We start from the raw sequence: 24,213 nt of genomic DNA on the forward strand, positions 1-24,213 counted from the left end.
ATTACCAACGTATTTTCAATAGCCCCAAGGATACACTGGCACAACTTTTGGTATTCCATAAACTGGGATATAAAGATGCCATTGAGCCTAGATTGGATGCCTTCGAAAACCAGTTTGGGAAGGATCATCCAGAGATTTATACCGTACGCAATACCTACAAAAATATCAGGGAGCATAAGAAGGTTAAGGTGATAGATGTTGGAAGTACCGTAAAGGATTTTTCTTCCAAAAATTTAAACGGAAAAGAATTCAAACTTTCCAATGTTTTAAAAGAAAACAAATACGTATTGGTCGAATTTTGGGCGAGCTGGTGCGGTCCCTGTAGAGCTGAAATACCGCACATGAAAAAAGCATATAAGCACTATAACAAAAAGGGTTTTGAAATAGTATCCTTTTCGCTAGACCATGAAAGAGAAAGATGGGTCGGGGCCAGCGAAGAAGAAGCCCTTCCTTGGATTAATGTAGGCGACTTACAAGCCTATAAAAGCCCTGTGGTTAAAATGTATGGGGTACAGGGAATACCCAGAAATTTTTTGGTTGATAAATCAGGAACTATTATAGCCAAAGATTTACGACAAGAGAAATTGGACGAAAAACTGAAAGAACTACTTAAATAACACAAAGACACTATGAAAAAATTTATCTATCCACTGCTTATCATTTTAATAACCGTTAGCTGTAAGGAAGCTCCCGTAAAGGAAAATAAAACTGTAGTCTTAAAAGGCTCCATAGCTAATTATGACCAAGACACATTATATATGAATAACGTGTCTTCGAAGTCCATGCTTTTTAAAGAGGATATTCATACGATGACTTTACAAGATAAAACAAACTTTGAGTATCGTTTCGAGCTAGAGAAACCTACCTATTTTAGCATAGGAAGGACCTTTTTATATCTATCTCCTGGCGATAGTCTGGTCGCCAATTTAGATACCAGAGATAGAACCTATGCCTCATTTGCGGGTAAAGGAGCGCAGGCGAATAACTATTTAAGAAATGTAACGTATCCTAAAAGTGGTTCTTTTTGGTATGATAGAGATATATCCTCAAAAGTTGAGACGTATAAAGATATGCCGGAAGCCTTTAAGGTGTCGGTTAAGAAACGTACAGATGAACTTAATAGTTTAACCCATGTTTCAGAAACCTTTAAACGTTTGGAAACAGCACGTATCAAGTTTGATTATGTTAATACGTTGGGCAGTGGCGTGTTCTATTTATATTTTGGAAAAATGAGAAAAGAAGAAATGACCCAAGAGGAAATGAAGGAGAAAATGAAGGAGGCAGACCAATATTTTATTCCTTACAGAAAGCCCTTTCTAGACGATTTCAACAACACCGACTATTTGCAATTAGAAGTATTTCAATCGGTGCTCTCTGCATTGAGAAAGGAAGATTTTAGAACGGATCATGAACTTCCCGAGCTGAATGATACCTTACAAGAGTATCTCACAACTAGCGATTTAACAAGTAAAATAAAGTTTGGTGGGTATTCAAATGAGTTGGGAGACGAATTAAAAGAAGGAGCGCAAAAGATAAAAAACAAAAATTATTCGGCTGTACTACAAAACATTCTAACCGAATATGCTACCCTAACAAGGGGAAATCCTGCATCAGATTTAACTTTCACAAAACTGGATGGCAATACCGTTAAATTGAGTGATTATAAAGGTAAAGTAATCGTTTTGGATTTATGGGCAACCTGGTGCGGACCTTGTATGAAAGAAAAACCCTTTTTCGAAGCCCTAGACAAGAAATATCATGGAAACGAAAGTGTCGCACTTATTTCACTGTCTATAGATACCGAAAAAGTCTGGCGTGGTTATTTCGAAAAAAATGAAGTGAAAGGTGATCAACTACAAATAAACAGAAGCCAACTTACCGATTATAAAGTTTCTGGAATACCAAGGTTTTTTGTGATCGATAAAGAATTTAATGTCGTAGATGTATTCGCGCCTTTACCTTCTTCAGGAGATTTGGAAAAACTAATTAATCAATATATATAACGTTAATAAAATAGTAAAGATGAAGAAACATATAATAATTGTCATAACACTTTTAGTCCTTTGGTCTTGCAAAAAAGAAACACCAATAAACTATGTTATTTTTTCAGGAAATATAAATAATACCAAGGGAGGAGAATTAATAATTAGATCCCTAAATGGCTTTACAAAAACAATCAATGTAAAAGAAACAGGTGTTTTTCAAGACACTTTGTTTATCGAGGAAGATGGATTATATGGTTTACGCTATGAGCGGATTAACTTTTTTCCATATTTATCCAAAGGGGCTAAGATTCAATTAAATATTGATGCAAAAGAACCCGCAAGTACATTAAACCTTACTGGAGACCATGCTGAACTGAATAACTATTTTGCATACAAATACTCAAAAGAATATGAATTTGCGATGGATAGAGAAGGAAGTTATAATGTAGATGAAAGTACGTTTGAAATTAAAATAAATGATTTCCAAAAAGACCTAGAACAAAATTTAGAGGCCATTAAAAATATTCCTGAAGACATTAAGGCTAAAGAAATACGTGCTATCAATTATTCTAGATTAGCTAAGAAAGGAAATTATGAAAGAATGTACGGCTATTTAAACAAAAATAAAGAGTTTAAAGCTTCTGATGCCTTTAAAAAAGAATTATCAGAAATGACTTTTGATAATAGCGAAGATTATTTATACTCTTCAGATTACCAACGTATGGTGTCCGATAAAATTCAGCAAAAAACTTATAATTTCTATGAAAAAGATTCATTGCCTTACCCAGAAGCACAAAGCAAGGCCATTTCTGAGATAAAAAATGAAGTTATTAAAAATGCAGAATTGTATAAAAATATTACAACGTTCTTAGCAATGTCTAAAGATAAAGATAAAGACTTCAATGATTTCTTAAATGCATCTACTAATGAAAAACATAAAACTCGTATTAAAGAATTGTTTGAATCTTTAAAGGTATTGGATGCAGGACAACCTTCTCCTAAGTTTGAGAATTACGAAAATTATGCAGGTGGGACTACCTCTTTAGATGATTTAAAAGGCAAATACGTTTATATAGATGTTTGGGCTACGTGGTGCGGACCTTGTAAATACGAAATTCCATTTTTACAGAAAGTTGAAAAACAATATCATGACAAAAATATACATTTTGTGAGCCTTTCTGTTGACAAACAAAAGGATAAAGACAAATGGAAAAAAATGATTGCAGATAAAGCGTTAGGTGGTATTCAAATAATATCCGATAATGACTTTAATACGCCATTTGTAAGCGGTTACAAAATTATGGGGATCCCTAGATTTATCCTTTTAGATCCAAAAGGTAATATTGTTCAAGCTAATGCGCCAAGACCTTCAGATGAAAAATTGGTTGAATTATTCAATGAATTAGGGATTTAATTTTTAATCGTTTAAAACTTTAACATTTTATTAATAGGGGAGAACCATAAAAAAAGACTCTTCATTATAAACACAAAAAACATAAAATCAAAAATGATAAAAAAACCACAGTTTAACCCTATTTTATTTTTCCTTTTCATAGGAATCTCATCATTAAATTTTTATGCCCAAAATATAGACTTAAAATTACCAATAGATAAAAGTTTTAAAAAGGGTGTTTTAGAAAACGGTTTAACCTATTATCTAAAAAGTACCGATGTAACCAAAGATGTTGCCAGTTATTACATCATTCAAAATGTAGGTTCTGTTTTAGAGAATGATGACCAACAAGGTCTTGCACACTTTTTAGAGCACATGGCATTTAATGGTACCGAGAATTTTGAAGGCAAAGGTATTTTAAATACCATGCAAAAACATGGTCTTGTTTTTGGAAGAGATATTAATGCATACACCTCTTTTGATGAAACCGTTTATAATATCAACAATATTCCCACCACACCAGAACTCATCGATACTGGACTTTTAATTTTAAAAGATTGGTCCAATTATCTATTGTTAACCGATGAAGAGATAGATGCAGAACGTGGTGTTATTAAGGAAGAATGGCGTACGCGACAAAGTGGAGGCATGCGAATTTTTCAAAAAAATATTGGCACCATGTTTAATCATTCAAAATATGCACAACGTATGCCCATTGGTTTAATGGAGGTTGTTGATAATTTTGAATACAAAGCGTTGCGCGATTTTTATCATGATTGGTACAGAACCGATTTGCAAGCCATTGCTATTGTTGGAGATATAAATGTTGATGAGATTGAAGCGAAGATAAAAAAAATATTCTCTACCATCCCAGCAGTAGAAAGCCCCAAAGAGCGTTTCGTAGTAACGATTCCCGAAAATGAAAAAATGCTATATTCTATGGCGATGGATGAGGAGGTTTCTACATCTAATATCTCTTTTGGAATTAGACACCCAAAGCCATTAAAAGAAGAAACCATTTCAAGTTTAAAAGAATCATTATTAAATAATATGATAACCAGTATGTTATCTTCAAGAATAAAAGAACTTTCGAGAAAGCCAGAAGCCACTTTTTTAAATGCTAGAATAAGTTATGGAGACCATTCTAGGTCAACAAAAGCATTGAATATGTCGATATATCCGAAACCAAATCAACAACATGCGGCATTTAAATCTGTTTTAACAGAAGTGAACAGGGCGGTGAAGTTTGGTTTTGCTAAAGCAGAAATAGAAAGAACTATTACAGATTTTACTAGTTATTACGAAAATCAGATTAGTAAAAAAGATGATATGTCTCATGGACGTATCGTTCAATTAATACAAGCTGATTATTTAGAGAATGTAGCTATTATAGATGTTGAAAAGGAATTTGAGATTGCTAAAGCCATATTTAATACATTAAAAGCAGATGAAATTCATTTAGCACTTAAAAAATTATACACAGATAAAAATAGGTTTTTAACACTAACAGGAGTAAAAGGTAATAATAATTTGACTAAAGAAGATGCATTAAATATAATTAATGACGTAGAAAATGATGCATCCTTAGAAGCTTATACAGATGAGTTTGGAGGCAAAACATTAATTTCTGGTATGACAATAAAAAATGGTGCGGTTACTTCAGAAGAAACCAATAAGGCTTTAGAATCGACAACGTTCACTTTAAGTAATGGTATAAAAGTACATTACAAATATGCTAACAAAAATGCTAATGATGTAAAATTAAAAGCTTTGAGCAAGGGCGGTACATCCTTATTAAAAGATACCGATCTACCCTCAACAGCTATATTGACTAATGTTATTCAATATTCAGGGTTAGGAGATTATTCTGCTACAGATTTACCAAAAGTATTAGCAGGTAAAACGGCAAGTACTTCTATTGGTATTTCAGATTTATCAGAAAGTATCTCAGGGTCATCTGTAACAAAAGATACAGAAACGATGTTACAGATGGTATATCTTCGTTTTGTAAAACCCCGTTTCGATGAAAATGGATATAATGTCATCATGCAAAATGTAGAAAACTACAAAATAAGAAGAAAGGAGAATATTGCTGAGAAAATGAAGGATAGTATGACTATTACTTTGTATGGGGCTAACAGTCCAAAGAAGCGCATATTTAATGATGCTTTTATTAAGGATATTTCTTTTGATAAAATAAAGGCTATCTACAATGATAGATTTGATAATGCTGCAGATTTCGAGTTTTTTATTGTAGGAGATATAGAAAAAGAGGCTTTAAAGCCTTTATTAGAAAGATACATAGCAAGTATACCTACAAAAGATACAAAAGAAATCTGGAAGGATAATTCTACGCCTTGGTTAAGTGGGAAAATAGATAAAGATATTTATCTAAAAATGGAAGATCCAAAAAGTTCTGTAAGGATTTCATATAAAAATGACTATAAATATAGTTTGAAAAATGCTTTAATAGCTCGTGCATTAGGAGATATACTGGATTTAAGGTATACCGAAACTTTAAGAGAGGAAGAAGGTGGAACATATGGAGCCAGTACGAATGCTAGTTTGTCTAAACGCCCATTACAAAAAGCATCTATCTCTGTTAATTTTGATTGTAACCCAGACAAGGTAGAAACCTTAATAGCTATAGTACACGAAGAAATAAATAAAATGGCAGAAGGACATATTCTTCAGTTAGATTTAGATAAAACATTAACAAACTATTTAAAGGAAAGAAAGCAACAAAAAGATTATAATAGTTATGAAATGAGTTTGTTAACGCGTTATTATCGTGAAGGTTACAATATGAATGATTCAAAGAATTTTGAAGACATTGTTAATAACATTACAACAAAGGATATTCAAAAATTTGCTAAGACGCTTTTAAAAGACGCAAAGTCTTATGAAATTGTATTCAAGCCTAAGGTTTAAAGTATCAATTATAATAAATAAAATATAAAATTAAAATATAGCAACATCTTTCTTAATACTTTTGTTTTTGTGTTAATTATATTCGAGTTAGTCCGTTGAAATATAATAAGTGAAGAAAGATAACAAAAGGGTTATTTTTATAAATAACCCTTTTTAATAAATACATTAAGTGATATTATGAAAAAACTTATTCTACTGTTAGCCTTATTTTCTTTAGTTATAGGAAATTCTCAAGTTTTTGATCCAGTTAAGTGGTCAACCTCTGTAGAGAAAATATCTGATACCGAATATAAGTTAATTTCTAAAGCAAGTATAGAACCAGGTTGGCACTTGTATTCTCAAGATGTGCCTGAAGGAGGGCCAATAGCTACAACCTTTACTTTTGATGAAGCGAATGGTGCTTTTAAGTCAATAGGCAACACCATTGAAGAAGAGGGGCATACTGTTAATGATCCTGTTTTTGAAATGAAGATTAAGTTTTTTGAGAATCAAGCTGCTTTTGAACAAAAAATAGAGGTTTTAGGTGATAAAAAAACAGTGAATGCTACTGTTGAATTTATGGTATGCGATGATACCAAGTGTTTACCGCCTAAAGAGGTTGATTTGGTTTTTAATTTACCAGCTTTAACCAAATCGGAACCAAAAGCAGTTGAAGAAAAACCTGTAATTACTGAAAAAGCTTCAGTTACAGAAGGGCATTCAGACACACCTTCTTCAGAATCAGAATTAGAAGGAGTAAAAATAGAGGAAAATGATAATGCAGCAGTTATTTCAGAAAAAACAGAAACAGAAAAACCTTCTTCAAATTCAGGGTCAAAGAAAGGACTTTGGACCATATTTTTTATTGCCTTTTTATCTGGTTTCGCAGCATTGTTGACACCATGTGTGTTTCCTATGATTCCAATGACGGTAAGTTTCTTTACCAAGCAAAGTAAAAATAAAGCAGCAGGGATTAGAAATGCTATTATTTATGGTGTTTCAATTATGGTTATTTACGTATTGCTAGGAGTTATAGTTAGTTTAATTTTTGGCCCCGATGCACTTAACGCTTTATCAACCAATGTTTGGTTTAATATTGCTTTCTTCTTATTACTAATAATATTTGCAGTATCCTTTTTAGGAGCTTTTGAAATTATGCTTCCGAATTCTTGGGCAAATAAAGTGGATAGTCAGGCAGATAGAGGAGGCTTAATTGGTATTTTCTTTATGGCTTTAGCTTTAGCCATAGTGTCTTTTTCTTGTACTGGTCCCATAGTAGGAACATTACTAGTTGAAGCAGCGGCTGGAGGTAGCCAGGTAGGTCCAATTATAGGCATGTTAGGATTTTCACTTGCTATAGCATTACCCTTTGCATTGTTTGCAGCATTCCCAGGCTGGTTAAATTCATTACCAAAATCTGGAGGCTGGTTAAATACAGTAAAAGTCGTTTTAGGTTTTTTAGAGTTAGCTTTAGCATTTAAATTCTTGTCAAATGCCGATTTAGTATTACAATTGCATTGGTTAGAACGTGAAGTATTTATTGCCATTTGGATTGCTATATTTGGAGCATTAGCCTTCTATCTTTTTGGGAAAATACAGTTACCGCATGACTCTCCTTTAACCCATGTTTCGGTTGGACGGTTATGTCTTGGTCTTTTAACACTCTCATTTACTATTTATATGATTCCAGGACTTTGGGGAGCACCTTTAAACTTAATCAGTGCTTTCCCGCCACCACAACATTATAGTGAATCTCCATACGGCGTTGGGTTTAACAAAGTTGGTTCTGGTGGTTCTGCAAATAATCATATAGAGGTTCCAGAAGGCGCCCACCTAATGCCACCTCATAATATCTTAGCTTTTAATGATTATGATAAAGGTTTGGCATATGCTAAAAAAATAGGAAAACCAGTCATGATTGACTTTACAGGACATGCTTGTGTGAATTGTAGAAAAATGGAACAAAACGTTTGGGTAAAACCTAAGGTATTAGATATTCTTAAAAACGATGTGGTTCTTATTTCATTATATGTGGATGACAAACGCAAATTAAAAGCTAGTGAAGTTATTGATTCAAAACTACGACCAGGTAAAAAATTAAAGTATATAGGACAGAAATGGAGTGAATTGCAAACCATTAAATATAAAACTAATTCTCAACCGTTTTATGTTCTTATGGATCATAATGAAGGCAATCTAATAGATCCAGTGGCGTATACACCAGATGTTGATGAATATTACACATGGTTAAAAGCGGGTGTTTCTAAGTTCAAATAAAAATTTATAGATATTGGAATAAAATTATGATAAAGACTATAAAGAATAAATTAACTTCTAAGTCTAAAGATAAAGATTCAAGCCTAGAAGACTATTTTAAATACTTTCGGAATAATATAGTTGGTGTAAACGAATCTTTTGAATCTCCTTATGGTAAGCAGAAAATTATTTATGCAGATTGGACAGCTAGTGGGAGACTATATAAGCCTATAGAACAAAAATTACTTAATCAAATAGGTCCTTTTGTAGCTAATACACATACAGAAACATCTATAACTGGTTCTGCAATGACATTAGCTTATCATGATGCTAGAAATATCATTAAAAAGCATGTAAATGCTTCAAAAGAAGATGTGCTTATAACAGTTGGAACAGGCATGACAGGAGCCATTAATAAGTTTCAACGTATTTTAGGTTTAAAATTAAACGAGAACTTAAAAGAACATACGGTTGTTCCAGAGGCTTTAAGACCCATTATTTTTGTGTCTCATATGGAGCATCATTCTAATCAAACATCCTGGTTAGAAACGATTGCAAATGTTGAAGTGATCCCTTCGAATGAGGCGGGTTTACCATGTGTTAAAAGTTTAAAAAAGCTTATTACTAAGTATAAAGATTGTCCAATAAAAATAGCAGCTATTACTGGGTGTTCTAACGTAACAGGTATTAGAACCAATTACCATGAAGTCGCAAAAATTATGCATCAGAATAATGGCTTGTGTTTTGTGGATTTTGCATGTTCAGCCCCTTATGTAGATATTAATATGCATCCGGAAGATGAAGACATGTATTTAGATGCTATTACATTTTCTCCTCACAAATTCTTGGGGGGACCAGGTTCTTCAGGCGTATTAATTTTTAATAAAAAATTATATAAAAATTTAGTGCCAGACAATCCAGGAGGCGGTACGGTGTCTTACACCAATCCTTGGGGAGACCATGATTATATAGATGATATCGAAACTAGAGAAGACGGTGGAACACCAGGGTTTTTACAGGCTATAAAAATTGCACTATCCATTCAACTTAAAGAGAAAATGGGAGTGCAAAATATTCTGGATAGAGAACATGAGTTGAATGCTATCATTTTTGAAAAACTGAGAGCCATAGAAAATCTAACCATACTGGCGCCAGAGCATACAGATAGGCTAGGGGTGTTCTCTTTTTATATTGAAGACGCACATTTCAATTTAATTGTTAAACTATTAAATGACCGTTTTGGGGTACAAACCAGAGGAGGTTGCTCTTGCGCTGGAACTTATGGCCATTATTTATTAAATGTAGACGAGACAACATCTAAATCTATAGAACAAAAAATATTGGAAGGCTGTTTAATAGAGCGTCCAGGTTGGGTAAGAATGTCTATTCATCCTACCATGACTAATGATGACATCCACTTTATTTGTGACGCTATTAAAGAGGTTGCTGAGCATTATGAAGTTTGGGGAAAAGATTATGAGTACAACGCTATTAAAAATGAGTTTATTCATAAAGGAAATCATGATATTGAAAAAGAGATAACCAAAGATTGGTTTAATTTATAAGCCATTTTTAGTTTTAAAGTTGTGTTGTCATTCCTGCGAAAGGCAGGAATCCACTTGAATAACAGAAATATTTAATAGCGAGTAGGTTTCTGCCTTACTGAACTGCGGTGTACCCGCATCTTAAAAAAAGATTCATTATTTACTTTTCTTTGCGCGTCCAAAGAAAAGTAACAAAAGAAAAGACGCTCCTTCGATAGGAATTTCTTCTCTTGGCTTACGCCTGAGAAGAACCAAGCACAAAACTTCGACGTCGCGCCCATGCGCCATCCAATACTATGCTCCTGGGTTTCGAAGCTTTTGTACTTTATTCTTACGAAGGGTCGGGGATTGCCTGATGGTCATTTTTCAACGAGCACCTTAATCCTTTTTTTAAATCTTATAATCCTCTATTCAGGGGGGACGACTTGTTCAAAAGAGGGCTAAGTGCCACGCCTTTGGTTGGAGGTTTTGTGGTTTCTACCTGATAGATATAACATATTATCACAATACAGCTTTTCTTTAATATTATTATAGTTACTGTTTAGGGCAATATTTGTGGGTACACCGTAGCTTACTGAAACAAGTTCAGCACAAGCCGCAGGAATGACAAGGCTTAATGTTGTTTTAAACCTTATTCGATAGTTCCTAAATAAAATCAAAAACCCTATTCAAAATAGGGTTTCTATTGTGTTTATTCCATACCATTGAAAGTGTCGTCTTTTGCTTTATTTTAGATAATTCAATAAACTTCACTTCTTTATTATTGATATCTATTAGAGACTTAGGGACAATAGAAACGCCAAAATTATTCTCAACAAGTTTATATATAGAGCTGGCGTGAATGGTATTATGAGAAATGATAGGAGAAAAACCGCTATCATCGAAAATTTGCATCACTTTTTCAAAATAAGTAGTACTATATTTAGGATCAAATAAGATAAATGATTCCTCTTTCAACTGCTGTAAGCCCTTAAAGGTTTCTTTATTTAATATATGACTATGTGGTAGTACCAGACAAAAATTTTCCTTTAAAATAGGCTTAATTTCCAATTCTTTTGGGACTCTGTCTAAACGTACAAAGCCTAAATCTATATCGTAAGAAAGTAACTCTTCTATTTGCTTATGATTTCCCATTTCTTTTAAGCTAAAAAGTAGATTAGGGTGTTCCTTCTCAAATGCTATTAATAAATTGGGAATTATTTCTTGCATGGCAGACCCTACATATCCAAATTTCAAATCACCTTTTTTACCATCATTCAATAATTTGGCATGATAAAAAGTATGTTCCAGGCTTTTTAAGTTTAAGGCTAATTCTTCTTTAAGATATTCGCCAGCCTTGGTAAGTATTACTTTTCTATTATGCCTTTCAAATAAAAGAACTCCTAAATCATCTTCCATTTGTTTAATCTGTTTACTCAATCCTGGTTGAGAGATGAATAAACGTTCAGCAGCTTTTCTGAAGTGTAAATCTTTAGCAACTGCTAGAAAATATCTAATATGTCTTAATTCTATTTGATAACTCATGGTTATTATTTTGTATTCTAAATAATCTTGTTAGTTATCAAAATTAAAAATAACTTTGTTATTCACCAATTTTTATAGCATGTCATTTAAATACGGTATAGATAATTTAACAGTTAAAAAGGTATTAGCTATTTCCAAAGGCGAATTAAATGCTGTTATTACTTCAGAAGCAAAAGAACAAGTTATTGCATGCAGAAAAAAGGTTGAAACCATGGCTGCAGGAAATAAAGCTGTATATGGTATTAATACTGGGTTTGGACCCTTGTGCGATGTACAGATCACAGTTGAAGAGACTAATAAATTACAAGAAAACCTGTTGATTACCCATGCCGTTGGCGTAGGAACTCCTATAGATAAAGAACTCTCGAAAATCATGATGATTTGCAAGGTTCATGCTTTATGTCAAGGGTATTCCGGAGTTCGACTAGAATTAATTGAAAGAATTTTATATTTCATAGAAAATGACTTATTACCAGTAGTTCCAAAGCAAGGCTCGGTTGGAGCGTCTGGAGATTTAGCACCGTTGTCACATTTATTTTTGCCATTGATAGGAGAGGGAGAGTTTTGGGCTGGTGATACCATTGAACATGCAAAAATAGGATTAGAAAAACATCAATTAACACCTTTAACACTACAAGCTAAAGAAGGTTTAGGTTTAATAAACGGTACACAATTTATTTTAGCACATACTATTGTTGGCTTAGATAAAATGGCCTATTTATTAGATTTGGCAGATGTAGCTGGCGCTATGAGTATTGAAGGATATCAGGGGAGCTCTTCTCCGTTTAGAGATGAATTACACAAAATACGCCCTTTTAAAGGAACCATTGAAGTTGCAGAAAGAATGTTTATGCTACTCTATAAGTCTCAGAATGTCGATTCTCATGAAAATTGTGAACGTGTACAGGATCCTTATTCCATGCGTTGTATCCCTCAGGTACACGGAGCTTCCAGAAATGCCTATTACCACTTAAAAGAGTTAGCAGAAATAGAAATGAATTCTGTTACTGATAATCCTATTGTTTTAAGTGATATTGAGGCTATTTCGGGAGGGAATTTTCACGGGCAACCTCTAGCTATGGCATTAGATTATGCCTCAATAGCAGCATCAGAATTAGGAAACATTTCAGATAGAAGATGCTATTTATTGTTAGAAGGCAAGTTTGGACTCCCTAGACTATTAACTACAGGTGGCGGACTAAATTCTGGTTTTATGATTCCGCAATACACAACAGCTGCTTTAGTAACAGAAAATAAATCATTATGTTTTCCGCCATCAGCAGATAGTATTCCAACATCCTTAGGACAAGAAGACCATGTATCTATGGGAAGTATATCGGGACGTCAATTCAATGAGATATTAGGAAATGTTGATAAAATATTAGCCATAGAATTAATGTATGCCGCACAAGCCTTAGAGTTTAGAAGACCCAATACATTTTCAGATATTATTGAAGAAAACTTTAGAATTATTAGAGAAAGTGTACCAAGATTAGAAGATGATAGAATTTTAAAAGACGATATTAATGCTATGATTCGATTAGTTAAAGATCAAGCATTCAATTTAAAGTAAACACAGAAATGACATTTCAAGATCAAATATTACAAGGTATTCCTAATGTATTACCGGCTAAGAAAGCATACCCTCAAGATGCAAACAGAGCGCCAAGACGAAAAGATATTTTATCAATAGAAGAAAAGCAATTGGCGATTAGAAATGCATTGCGTTATTTTCCAAAGGATTGGCATGAGGAGTTGGCTATTGAATTTGCTGAAGAGTTGAAAGCATATGGTAGAATTTACATGTATAGATTCAAACCAGATTATGAGATATATGCTAGATCAATTATAGAATATCCTGCTAAATCTACACAAGCAGCAGCGATCATGCTTATGATTCAAAATAACCTCGACCCTGCCGTTGCACAACATCCAGAGGAATTAATTACCTATGGAGGTAATGGTGCCGTATTTCAAAATTGGGCACAATATCTTTTAGTGATGAAATACTTGGCAACCATGACAGATGAGCAGACTTTACATATGTATTCGGGACATCCCATGGGATTATTTCCATCTTCAAAGAATGCTCCTAGAGTTATTGTGACTAACGGCATGATGATACCAAATTATTCCCAGCCAGATGATTGGGAAAAATTTAATGCATTGGGTGTTACTCAATATGGGCAGATGACGGCTGGTTCATTTATGTATATAGGACCTCAGGGAATTGTACACGGAACAACGATTACGGTTATGAATGCTTTTCGCAAAATTTTACCAAAAGGAGATGATTCAAAAGGAAAAATATTTTTAACAGCAGGATTAGGAGGCATGAGTGGAGCACAGCCAAAAGCAGGAAATATTGCAGGTTGTATTACTGTTTGTGCAGAAGTGAATCCAAAAGCAGCCAAAAAACGTTATGAGCAAGGATGGGTAGATGTATTGATTAACAATATAGACGATTTAATTATTAGAGTTCAAGAAGCCCAAGCAACAAAAGAGGTTGTTTCTATAGCGTTTATAGGGAATGTGGTAGAGGTGTGGGAGCGATTTGACGAAGAAAACATTTTTATTCATGTAGGATCAGATCAAACCTCATTACATATTCCTTGGACAGGAGGTTATTATCCTATAGGTATTTCATATGAAGAATCCAATCGATTAATTCGTGAAGAACCAGAGTTATTCAAAGAAAAAGTACAAGCATCGTTGCGTAGACATGCTGCGGCAATAAATAAACACACAAGGAAAGGAACTTATTTTTTTGATTATGGTAATGCTTTTTTGTTGGAATCGTCTAGAGCAGGAGCAGATGTAATGGCAGAAAATGGCATTGATTTTAAATACCCGTCTTACGTTCAGGATATTTTAGGCCCTATGTGTTTCGATTATGGTTTTGGTCCTTTTCGTTGGGTTTGTACTTCTGGAAAATCAGAAGATTTAGATAATACTGATGATATCGCAGCAACTGTTTTACAAAGCATCATGGAAAACTCACCTGAAGAAATTCAGCTGCAAATGCAAGACAATATTACTTGGATTAAAAATGCTAAAAAGAATAACATGGTCGTGGGGTCTCAAGCGCGTATATTGTATGCAGATGCGGAAGGACGTTCTAAGATAGCAGAAGCATTTAATAATGCTATAGCAACAGGAAAAATAGGCCCTGTGGTTTTAGGAAGAGATCATCACGATGTAAGCGGAACAGATTCGCCTTTTAGAGAAACCTCTAATATTTATGATGGCAGTAAATTTACAGCAGATATGGCTATTCATAATGTTATTGGAGATAGTTTTAGAGGTGCCACGTGGGTATCTATACACAATGGTGGTGGCGTAGGCTGGGGAGAGGTGATAAATGGTGGTTTCGGAATGCTACTGGATGGCACACCAGAAGCAGGAGCACGTTTAAAAAGTATGCTGTTTTATGACGTAAATAATGGTATTGCTCGTAGAAGCTGGGCTCGAAATAATGAAGCTATCTTTGCAATAAAGCGGGAAATGGAACGAACACCTAATTTAAAAGTAACAATCCCTAATTTAGTAGCCGATAGTATTCTTAATAATTTATTTAAATGACTACCTTATTCAAAAATATAAAAGAACTCATTCAAGTTCGAACAGAACCTATATCATTTGTTTCTGGAAAAGCAATGAACGAGTTACCTACCATAAAAAACGCTTTTTTAATTGTAGAGAATGGATTGATTTCTGATTTAGGGAGTATGGAAAATTGCCCTAAAACAGCATTTTCGGAAGTTATTGATGCCGCTGGAAAAATGGTCTTGCCATCCTGGTGCGATTCCCATACACATATTGTCTATGCAGGAAATCGCGAAAGTGAATTTGTAGATCGAATAAAAGGATTATCTTATGAAGACATCGCTGCGAATGGTGGTGGTATATTGAATTCGGCTAAGAAATTACAAGAAACATCAGAAGAAGCATTATATAATCAAAGTAAGGTTCGTTTAGAAGAAGTCATTCAATTAGGGACTGGAGCCATTGAAATTAAATCGGGATATGGCTTAACAACAGAAGCCGAATTAAAAATGTTACGTGTTATTAAACGTTTAAGAGAACATTATCCTATTGAAATTAGATCTACTTTTTTAGGAGCTCACGCTGTACCAACTGAGTATAAAGAGCATAAAGAGGCCTATTTAAAATTATTAATAGAAGACACGCTTCCAAAAATTGCTGAAGAACACTTAGCAGAATATATCGATATTTTTTGTGAAACTGGTTATTTTTCTGTGGCTGATACAGAATTAATTCTTGAAGCTGGAAAAAAATATGGACTGGTACCCAAAATTCATGTTAACCAATTCACGGCAATCGGTGGTGTTCAGGCAGGAGTCAATCATAATGCTTTATCTGTAGATCATTTAGAAGTCATGCGTGATGAAGATATTGAAGCTCTTAAAAAAACGAATACCATGCCTGTGTCTTTACCAAGTTGCTCTTATTTCTTAAGTATCCCATATACACCAGCTCGTAAAATGATTGATGCTGGGTTACCATTGGCATTAGCAACTGATTATAACCCAGGTTCAACACCATCGGGGAATATGAATTTTGTGGTTTCTACTGCTTGTATAAAAATGAAGATGACACCAGAAGAGGCTCTAAATGCAGCTACTTTAAATGGTGCCTATGCCATGGGATTGGAAGATAAAGTAGGCTCAATAACTAAAGGAAAACAGGCTAATCTAATACTTACCAAACCAATTAATTCTTATGGGTTTATACCGTACTCATTTGGCACAAATCAGATTGAAAAAGTGTATTTGAAAGGGAAAGAAATTGGCGTTTAGTTACAATTAATTGTTTGTCATTTTTTATGCGATTTCTCACATTCGTTCGAAATGACTCGGAACGTAGATTAAGTTTAGTGGTCATGTTGACAGTAGGAGACATCACATTGTGACTTTTGACAAAACGAAGGGACGCTTTATGTAATGCCTTAGTCGTTCTTCATTCGCATGATGACTAGTGAATTACTTCTCAATAACTTCTACTTCAAATAATTTATCCCAATGTTTACCAGTTACAAAAATGGTGTTGTTTTTTGGGTTGTAAGCGATACCATTAAGAACATCTAAGGTTTCATGCTGAGTGACCAATTTTTTAAGAGGAGAAAAATCGATAACACCAGTAACAGCCCCATTTTTAGGATTAATGATAGCGACACCATCTTTTTGATAACGGTTTGTGTATATGTTTCCATCAATCCATTCCATTTCATTGATCCCCACAATTTTCCCTTTATTAGTATACACTTGAATATATGATTCTTCAACTAACGTATTAGAGTTTAAAGACCATATTTTTTCTGTACCATCACTCTTATAAATGGTGTTTTCATTGTTACATAGTCCCCAGCCTTCTTTGCTGTTTCCATACTTGAAACTATTTATTTTATCAAATGAATTTACGTCATAAACAAAACCAGTACCTTCCCTCCAGGTTAATTGATATATTTTATCATTTAAGATAGTCAGTCCTTCTCCAAAATATTCATCAGCTAAGTCAACGTTTTTGATGACTTTCCCCGTTTTATAATCAATTTTTCTAAGTTTAGACTTTTTATAATGACCAGTGCTTTCATAAAGAGTATCATTAAAAAACTCAATCCCTTGCGTGTATGAAGTAATATCATGCGGATATTCATTAATAATTTTATAACTGTAAACTTTTGGAGGAACATCATTTAATATGGTAACGGTTGTAGTAACTGTTTCCTTTTCATTATTATTAAAATATACAATCGCTTCAATAGTTTGTTTTCCTAATTTGAAATTGGTTAGTTGAATAGTTTCTCCGACTTTCATACCATCCAGAGTATAAGAAACAGAATCTATAATGTGCTTTTTTTTGTTTTCTAAGGATAGAGATAAGGTCGTATTAATAGAAATATCTCCCTTATTCGTATTTGTTTTGATAGAAAAGGCACTTTTATTTTTACCGGAATTAGGTCCGCAAGAAATAATTAATCCACCTAAAAATATGATTAATAGATATTTGAATGTATTCATTGTTAATTTTTAATTTGAAGCAAGATATTTATTTAAAATCAGTTTAAAAAATCATTGTGAAATTTTTAAAAGATTGTATCTTTGTACCTGGCAAGTCCTACACAACCAGCTCCTGTTGAATCCTCCAGGTCGGGAACGAAGCAAAGGTATACGGTTGTAGCGGTGTGATGTAGGTAGCTTGCCTTTTTTTGTACCATAAACTTAAATCTTGAAAGCTTTAGCGAATCAAGATTTTTTAGTTTTATGTATTTCTATAAAGATGGGAATCTTTTATTTTTAATCGAAAAGAATTCTCCGAGGCTTGCCTCAAGGTTCCATTGAAATTGTCATTTTCGCGAAATCGTAAGATTCATGAATTCATTTACATAAAATATTAAGCAATGAATAAAGCGGGAATCCAAATAAAAACCCCCTAAGAGTTTAAGCTAAAACTAGCTAAATACCTCGTATTATTGCGTTGAGGATTGTTGGTTTTAAGAAATTTTTATTTGTATTTTTAGCACTTCAATTATTTTAAAAAATGTCTAAAGTTGTTTTAATCACAGGTGGTTCCTCAGGAATCGGAAAATCTATTGGAGAATACTTAACCCAAAAAAGTTTTATAGTTTATGGTACTAGTAGAAACCCTGATAAGTATAAAGATAGTAAGTTTCCTATTTTAACATTAGATGTTAAAGAGCATACCACCATATTGGAAACGGTTCATACTATTATAGAAAAAGAGGGTAGGTTAGATGTTGTTATAAATAATGCCGGGGCAGGTATAACAGGACCTATTGAAGAGATACCAGAAGCAGAAATTAAGACTAATTTTGAGACTAATTTTTTTGGCCCCATTAATGTTATAAAAACTGTATTGCCACAAATGCGTAAACAGCAATCTGGGTTAATTATAAATATAACGTCTATAGCAGGTTATATGGGGTTACCATATCGAGGTATTTATAGTGCGAGTAAAGGGGCTTTAGAACTTTTAACTGAGGCTTTTAGAATGGAACTTAAAGACTTTAATATAAAAATGACCAATGTTGCTCCGGGTGATTTTGCTACAAACATTGCTGCGGGTCGTTATCATGCCCCGCTTCTAGAAACATCCCCTTATTTAAAGCCATATGGAGATACGCTAAACTTAATGGATGAGCATGTAGATAGCGGAAGTCATCCAAACCTAATGGCACAGGCTATTTATAAGATTATAAATACTGGCGATCCGAAAGTACATTACAAAATAGGAGCGTTTATGCAGAAATTTTCAATCGTTTTAAAACGAATATTACCAGATAAGGTTTATGAAAAATTATTAATGAATCATTATAAGCTTTAATCCGTGATTAAGTATTAAAAAAATTATTAAAGATTGAAACTACTACAAGATCTATCGCTTTACTGTATTTTTTAATTTAACCATGGTGGTGCTATGTTGAAATCAAGAAAATACTAGGTTTTGTTGTATTTTTAACCTTCATTTCGAAGTTCTAATATGTAATGTGGGTTAAAAATATTTTCGGCATATTATTTGATAATTATTGTTTTTAAACTTAATGCTATGAAACAATATTTACCTATAATTCTTTTAATGTTCCTTTTTTCTTTTAGCAGTTGTGATGATGCATTGGATTGTATTATTAATGTAAGACCAGAATTACGTACTAAAACCTTGGCATTAGGATTTGTAGATGAGTATTATTCTGAAATGATTACTGCCGAGATTAAAAATGAAGTAAATGATAATGATTATAATTATTATTTCGATGTTGTAGGTAGGTTACCAGAAGGCTTAGAAGTATTCTATAATAGACGTAGAGAAGTTGTCTTTAAAGGAATTTCTAAAGAAGCAGGACGTTTTCGTCTTGAAGTATATCTGGAAGTAACACCGCACTATGATGAATATGGAAGGATTAATGGTCCGTTATGTTCCGATAATACCTCTGAATCGTACGTCTTGGTTATTAGATGATTTTACCTATCGATTTATTAAACCTAAAAGCTCTTTCTCGAATTTTACAGAAAAAATATTCGCATTGCCATTCACTATTTTTCTGTTTTTATCAACTATCATAGCTTTTGTCATTGGATGAATGGCTAAAGTTCTAGAGGCTTCTTTTGGATTTTTAAAAGTATACTCATTTTTACAGGTAAACTTGTTATTTTGTAATGAGTTTTTTGGTTTTTCAAGTCCATAATCATCAACATTAATAGTAATAAAAACAACTTCGGGATACTTTATTTGTAACTCTTTAATTTCTTTATGACTGTCTTTAAAATGTTCATGATAAGTATGTGACCAAAAACTAATAACCGTGGGGGCATTTATAATTGAGTTAATATCAACTTCAACACTATCATAATTAACAAGTTTAATATTGGGAATATTATAACCAGTTTTTAAATTATTCAAAGAATTAGTGAATTCTGTTAATTCCTTTTTGCCTTTTTCGCTTTTAGTTTTACTTAAATAAGATTTCAAAATGGCATTGTTATTCTCTGGCTTCTTGTTTTTAGATATATAATTTATTACCAACTCATATAATAATTCATCTTTAATAGCAGTATTTGTTATTAAACTATCAATAAGATTTAACCTATCCAAATTATAACATAAAGAATATCTGTTGAAGTGTTTGCCATTAGAATGGGCATTGTGTTCTTTTAGAGAAATATTGCTAAAAGTATACCTTAAAAATTTATTGTATTTATAATAATGAATAGATAAGTCATTATTATAATTAATATCTTTTCTATAGCTATAGAAATCTTCCGGAAGTGATTTTAAAATAGCCTCTTTATTATTTCCGTAGTGCACAAACGGGTATACTTCTTTACTGGAATAATAGCCATAATCTATATTGGCACGAGCTATTTTTTCAAATAAAGGTGAAGTTTCAAATTTACTTTTGAAAGTATTGAATTTTTTAACCTTTAGGTTTTTTAATGAATCTATACGATTTTGATAGACTGTAGGTGATAATTGACAAAGCTTAAAAATATATTTTTCTTCAACTTCGTTTTCTAAAAACTCATTGATAAGATAATTGTTTTTTCTAGATCCTTTTCCTGTAAAAACAAGTGATTCATCAAAATCTAAAGTATTCAATCTAAACAAAACACTATCTTTTGGTTCTAATAGCACCATTTGATATTCATAGCCATGTCTAAATGAGTACAATCCCTCTTCTAAATCATTAACTTTGTATAAAAACCTGTTTCTATCATCAAGTTTTATAGTATCAATAGTAGTGTCGGACTTTAATAACACGACATAATTAGCGGCTGGATTAATAATTTCGCCACCTATGTATGCGTAATTATCTTCCATTTCACTTTTATTCTTGCAGCCTAAAAGTGTCAATATCACTAATGTTATTGAAAAGTATAACTTCATAAAATCCCCCTAACAGTATTAAATTAATACAAATTATGATACAAAAATATGTGTTGTATTTATAAAGTGCTGTTAATGCGTTGTTAAATATTATCATAACTGAAAAAAACGATATTTTTTTATTTAAAAAGAGTGTATCTAAGTTTCTTTGTGACATTTGAATTTTCTACTTTTGCAAAAACTTACTAAAAAAGGGTATGTCAAGGAGTAAACCTTATTAAATAGTGAGTTTTTAAGTACCTAATTGATAAATAAAAATATCTGAGAAAATTAAAACAACACTTATGCTATCAGTATCAAATCTTTCAGTTCAATTTGGAAAACGTATTCTTTTTGATGAAGTAAATACAACCTTTAATAATGGTAATTGTTACGGAATTATTGGTGCTAATGGTTCAGGAAAATCAACATTTTTAAAAATCCTTTCCGGTAAACAAGAAGCAACATCAGGTCATGTTTCTTTAGAATCTGGAAAACGTATGTCTGTCCTAGAGCAGAATCATAACCTATATGACGAACATACTGTTTTAGAAACTGTTTTAATGGGAAATAAACCGTTATTCAAGATTAAATCTGAAATGGATGCGCTTTATGCCGATTATTCTGATGAAAATGCTGAAAAAATAGGGGAACTTCAAGTACAGTTTGAAGAAATGAATGGTTGGAATGCCGATAGTGATGCGGCTGCCATGTTATCTAACTTAGGTATTAAGGAAGAATTTCATTATACTTTAATGAGTGATTTGGATGGTAAACAAAAAGTACGTGTCTTATTAGCGCAGGCGTTATTTGGTAATCCAGATGTTTTAATTATGGATGAGCCAACAAATGATTTAGATTATGAAACTATTTCGTGGCTTGAAAATTTCTTAGCTAATTATGATAATTGTGTTATAGTTGTGTCTCACGACCGTCACTTTTTAGATGCGGTATGTACCCATATTTCTGATATTGATTTTGGAAAAATAAATCACTTTTCTGGAAACTATACTTTTTGGTATGAATCATCTCAATTAGCTGCTCGTCAGCGTGCACAACAAAATAAAAAGGCAGAGGAGAAGAAGAAAGAATTGGAAGAATTTATTAGACGATTTTCTGCTAACGTAGCTAAAAGTAAGCAAGCAACGAGTAGAAAAAAGATGATTGATAAATTAAATATTAACGATATAAAACCAACATCGCGTAGATATCCAGCTATTATTTTTGAACGTGATAGAGAAGCTGGAGACCAGATTTTGAATGTTGAAGGCTTAGCCGCTTCTGCTGATGGAGAGGTTTTATTTAAAGATATAGATTTAAATCTTACTAAAGGAGATAAGGTTGTTGTGTTTTCAAGAGATTCTAGAGCTACTACAGCATTTTATCAAATATTAAACAATAAAGAAAAAGCAGATGCGGGTAAATTTGCCTGGGGAATTACAACCACACAATCATATTTACCGCTAGATAACAGCGAGTTTTTCAATAATGATTTAAGTTTAATCGATTGGCTACGTCAATGGGCTCAAACTGAAGAGGAAAGGGAAGAAGTTAATATTCGTGGTTTCTTAGGAAAAATGATTTTTAGTGGAGAAGAAGCATTTAAAAAATCGTCTGTATTATCTGGGGGAGAGAAAGTACGTTGTATGTTATCTAGAATGATGATGACAAGAGCTAACGTATTACAGTTAGACGAGCCTACAAACCATTTAGATTTAGAGAGTATAACGGCTTTTAATAACTCACTTAAAAACTTTAAGGGCACTATTTTATTCACTACACATGATCACGAATTTGCACAAACAGTAGCTAATAGAGTTATAGAGTTAACGCCAAATGGGGTTATTGATAGATATACAACGTTTGATGAATACATGCAAGATTCTAAAATTAAAGAATTGCGTAATAAAATGTATGCTGTTACCGCTTAATAATTAATAATTTATATCTGTACATAGTTTTTAACATCGATATTGAGTTTCGTATTCTTTGTCTTAGGACTTATCCATTTAAATTGGAGTATAGGAGGTACGTTTGGATTTGCTGAATCATTGCCTACAAAAGAAACAGGAGAGCGTGTTTTAAACCTTAAAAAATTTGATAGTGTAGTTGTAGGGCTTGGGCTTATGTCTTTTTCCTTTTTCTATTTATTAAAAGTGGGTTATATAAATTTGAATTTATCAGATCGGTTAGTATACCAATTCTCATTTGAAATAACCGTAATAAAACACCCTTTTTCGCCTTCTACTTCAATAGAAAAAGAAACCGTAACTTAGGCTATGCTTTATTTTTATATTTTTGTATAAAGCAAAAAATCATTATTTTATTTTACAGTAATTCCAAACAAGAAATGGTATTAGACTATGGTAGCTGGATTATACCCGTCATATTCTTTTTAAGATCCATTGGCGAATTTAAATATGTTGGCTTTTTAAAAAAATTAAGACTACAACTTTTGGGAAATTAGACACAAAATTCTACTCGCCCTTATGTCTTTTCTTAGGTATAGTTGGTGTGATATTGCAACTAATAAGATAGATCAAAGCGAATCCTTTTAACATCAGTTCGATATATTATAAATTGATAATCATATACTTAAAAGGTTTTAAAGAAGGAATCTCATCATGATGAGATGTCTCGTCACTCATGCTTCGCTCCGTCGACATGACAAACAGCTGTATTTCATTGGATTATATAAGATGTTTTCAACGATCCGTATCGCTTTATCAAGTTCATCCTTATTTACAAAAATTTCTTGAAACCCCGGAATTATACCTCCTCCAAAACCTGCTAAACGAGCAGATTCTGTTGAGTCTTTAACAACTGCATTAATATTAATTGCTTTTAATTCACTAATAATTCGTTGAACAATTATAAAATCTCCTGTAAATATTTTTATATAATTTGAATCTGTCATAGTTATAAGTTTGAGAGTGTCTTTTAAAGATACAAAATTTTAAATAAAAACCATTAGATTAAGTAAAAGTCGCGGTTAAAATTCTAGCAATAAGAACTTACTTGCTTTTGATGTAAATTTTAACATTTTTTTTCATGTAAAAATTCTTATTTACACCTTATTAAATTTCTTTAATTGTTTGTAATACAGATAGTTTTAGATGAATGGTTGTGTTTTAACGTATTTGTAATCAGTTAGTTGTAGGTTATTTCGTTTTTACGTATACTTGTTCTACCCTAATTA

Annotated in this window: 17 protein-coding genes and 1 other RNA gene; 14 read left to right on the forward strand and 4 right to left on the reverse strand. The window is 32.6% G+C overall.

Annotation, left to right across the window (positions count from 1 at the left end):
* From EM932_RS17140 to EM932_RS17165, 6 genes are all read left to right on the forward strand, one after another.
* Nucleotides 1–617, forward strand: a 617-nt coding sequence (locus EM932_RS17140; RefSeq protein WP_135878435.1) for a TlpA family protein disulfide reductase, incomplete at its 5' end; no start/stop codon positions are given.
* Between the two features lie 12 nt (nucleotides 618–629).
* The gene (locus tag EM932_RS17145; RefSeq protein WP_135878436.1) at nucleotides 630–2,003 is read left to right on the forward strand and encodes a TlpA family protein disulfide reductase; all 1,374 of its coding nucleotides are present in this window, start codon (nucleotides 630–632) and stop codon (nucleotides 2,001–2,003) included.
* Nucleotides 2,004–2,022: 19 nt separating this feature from the next.
* Entirely contained in the window at nucleotides 2,023–3,399 is a 1,377-nt protein-coding gene (locus EM932_RS17150; protein ID WP_135878437.1) for a TlpA family protein disulfide reductase, read from the forward strand.
* Between the two features lie 93 nt (nucleotides 3,400–3,492).
* Nucleotides 3,493–6,309, forward strand: coding sequence for a M16 family metallopeptidase (locus EM932_RS17155; protein WP_135878438.1), 2,817 nt, complete (start codon nucleotides 3,493–3,495; stop codon nucleotides 6,307–6,309).
* Nucleotides 6,310–6,486: 177 nt separating this feature from the next.
* Nucleotides 6,487–8,565 carry a protein-disulfide reductase DsbD family protein gene (locus EM932_RS17160; protein ID WP_135878439.1) on the forward strand — a complete coding sequence of 693 codons (2,079 nt, stop codon included), beginning with the start codon at nucleotides 6,487–6,489 and terminating at the stop codon, nucleotides 8,563–8,565.
* Between the two features lie 26 nt (nucleotides 8,566–8,591).
* Complete coding sequence (locus EM932_RS17165) at nucleotides 8,592–10,109, forward strand: aminotransferase class V-fold PLP-dependent enzyme (RefSeq protein ID WP_135878440.1); 1,518 nt, start codon at nucleotides 8,592–8,594, stop codon at nucleotides 10,107–10,109.
* Nucleotides 10,110–10,733: 624 nt separating this feature from the next.
* Here EM932_RS17165 and EM932_RS17170 read toward each other — a convergent pair.
* Nucleotides 10,734–11,612, reverse strand: coding sequence for a LysR family transcriptional regulator (locus EM932_RS17170; RefSeq protein ID WP_135878441.1), 879 nt, complete (start codon nucleotides 11,610–11,612; stop codon nucleotides 10,734–10,736).
* A 79-nt stretch (nucleotides 11,613–11,691) separates the two neighbouring features.
* On the opposite strand from EM932_RS17170, the gene hutH reads away from it, so the two are divergent.
* From hutH to hutI, 3 genes are read left to right on the forward strand one after another with little or no spacing between them, the layout of a single operon-like run.
* A complete protein-coding gene (gene hutH / locus EM932_RS17175; protein ID WP_135878442.1) occupies nucleotides 11,692–13,185 on the forward strand; it encodes a histidine ammonia-lyase in 1,494 nt (497 codons plus the stop codon).
* An 8-nt stretch (nucleotides 13,186–13,193) separates the two neighbouring features.
* On the forward strand, nucleotides 13,194–15,194 hold the full coding sequence (locus tag EM932_RS17180) for a urocanate hydratase (RefSeq protein ID WP_135878443.1): 2,001 nt from the start codon (nucleotides 13,194–13,196) through the stop codon (nucleotides 15,192–15,194).
* Nucleotides 15,191–16,432, forward strand: a complete 1,242-nt coding sequence (gene hutI, locus EM932_RS17185) for an imidazolonepropionase (protein WP_135878444.1) — start codon at nucleotides 15,191–15,193, stop codon at nucleotides 16,430–16,432. Before EM932_RS17180 ends, hutI begins: the two co-directional genes overlap by 4 nt.
* 183 nt (nucleotides 16,433–16,615) lie before the next feature.
* Here the strand turns inward: hutI and EM932_RS17190 are convergent, their stop codons facing one another.
* Nucleotides 16,616–17,653, reverse strand: a complete 1,038-nt coding sequence (locus EM932_RS17190) for a glutaminyl-peptide cyclotransferase (protein WP_135878445.1) — start codon at nucleotides 17,651–17,653, stop codon at nucleotides 16,616–16,618.
* An 88-nt stretch (nucleotides 17,654–17,741) separates the two neighbouring features.
* Here EM932_RS17190 and ffs point away from each other — a divergent pair.
* The 3 genes from ffs to EM932_RS17205 all read left to right on the forward strand — a co-directional run bounded on the left by ffs (nucleotide 17,742) and on the right by EM932_RS17205 (nucleotide 19,610).
* Nucleotides 17,742–17,840, forward strand: an RNA gene (ffs, locus tag EM932_RS17195) — signal recognition particle sRNA small type.
* A 333-nt stretch (nucleotides 17,841–18,173) separates the two neighbouring features.
* A complete protein-coding gene (locus EM932_RS17200; protein ID WP_135878446.1) occupies nucleotides 18,174–18,977 on the forward strand; it encodes an SDR family oxidoreductase in 804 nt (267 codons plus the stop codon).
* Nucleotides 18,978–19,199: 222 nt separating this feature from the next.
* A complete protein-coding gene (locus EM932_RS17205; RefSeq protein ID WP_135878447.1) occupies nucleotides 19,200–19,610 on the forward strand; it encodes a hypothetical protein in 411 nt (136 codons plus the stop codon).
* Between the two features lie 6 nt (nucleotides 19,611–19,616).
* Here EM932_RS17205 and EM932_RS17210 read toward each other — a convergent pair whose 3' ends face one another.
* Nucleotides 19,617–20,969, reverse strand: coding sequence for a TlpA family protein disulfide reductase (locus tag EM932_RS17210; protein ID WP_135878448.1), 1,353 nt, complete (start codon nucleotides 20,967–20,969; stop codon nucleotides 19,617–19,619).
* Nucleotides 20,970–21,319: 350 nt separating this feature from the next.
* On the opposite strand from EM932_RS17210, the gene EM932_RS17215 reads away from it, so the two are divergent.
* Both EM932_RS17215 and EM932_RS17220 read left to right on the forward strand, forming a co-directional pair.
* A complete protein-coding gene (locus EM932_RS17215; RefSeq protein ID WP_135878449.1) occupies nucleotides 21,320–22,945 on the forward strand; it encodes an ABC-F family ATP-binding cassette domain-containing protein in 1,626 nt (541 codons plus the stop codon).
* Between the two features lie 42 nt (nucleotides 22,946–22,987).
* The gene (locus tag EM932_RS17220; protein WP_170179833.1) at nucleotides 22,988–23,290 is read left to right on the forward strand and encodes a DUF3995 domain-containing protein; all 303 of its coding nucleotides are present in this window, start codon (nucleotides 22,988–22,990) and stop codon (nucleotides 23,288–23,290) included.
* Nucleotides 23,291–23,658: 368 nt separating this feature from the next.
* On the opposite strand, the gene EM932_RS17230 is transcribed toward EM932_RS17220, so the two are convergent.
* Nucleotides 23,659–23,931, reverse strand: a complete 273-nt coding sequence (locus EM932_RS17230; protein WP_135878451.1) for a putative signal transducing protein — start codon at nucleotides 23,929–23,931, stop codon at nucleotides 23,659–23,661.
* Between the last annotated feature and the right edge of the window lie 282 nt (nucleotides 23,932–24,213).

The organism is Flavivirga rizhaonensis (genome assembly GCF_004791695.1).
Taxonomy (GTDB): Bacteria; Bacteroidota; Bacteroidia; order Flavobacteriales; family Flavobacteriaceae; genus Flavivirga; species Flavivirga rizhaonensis.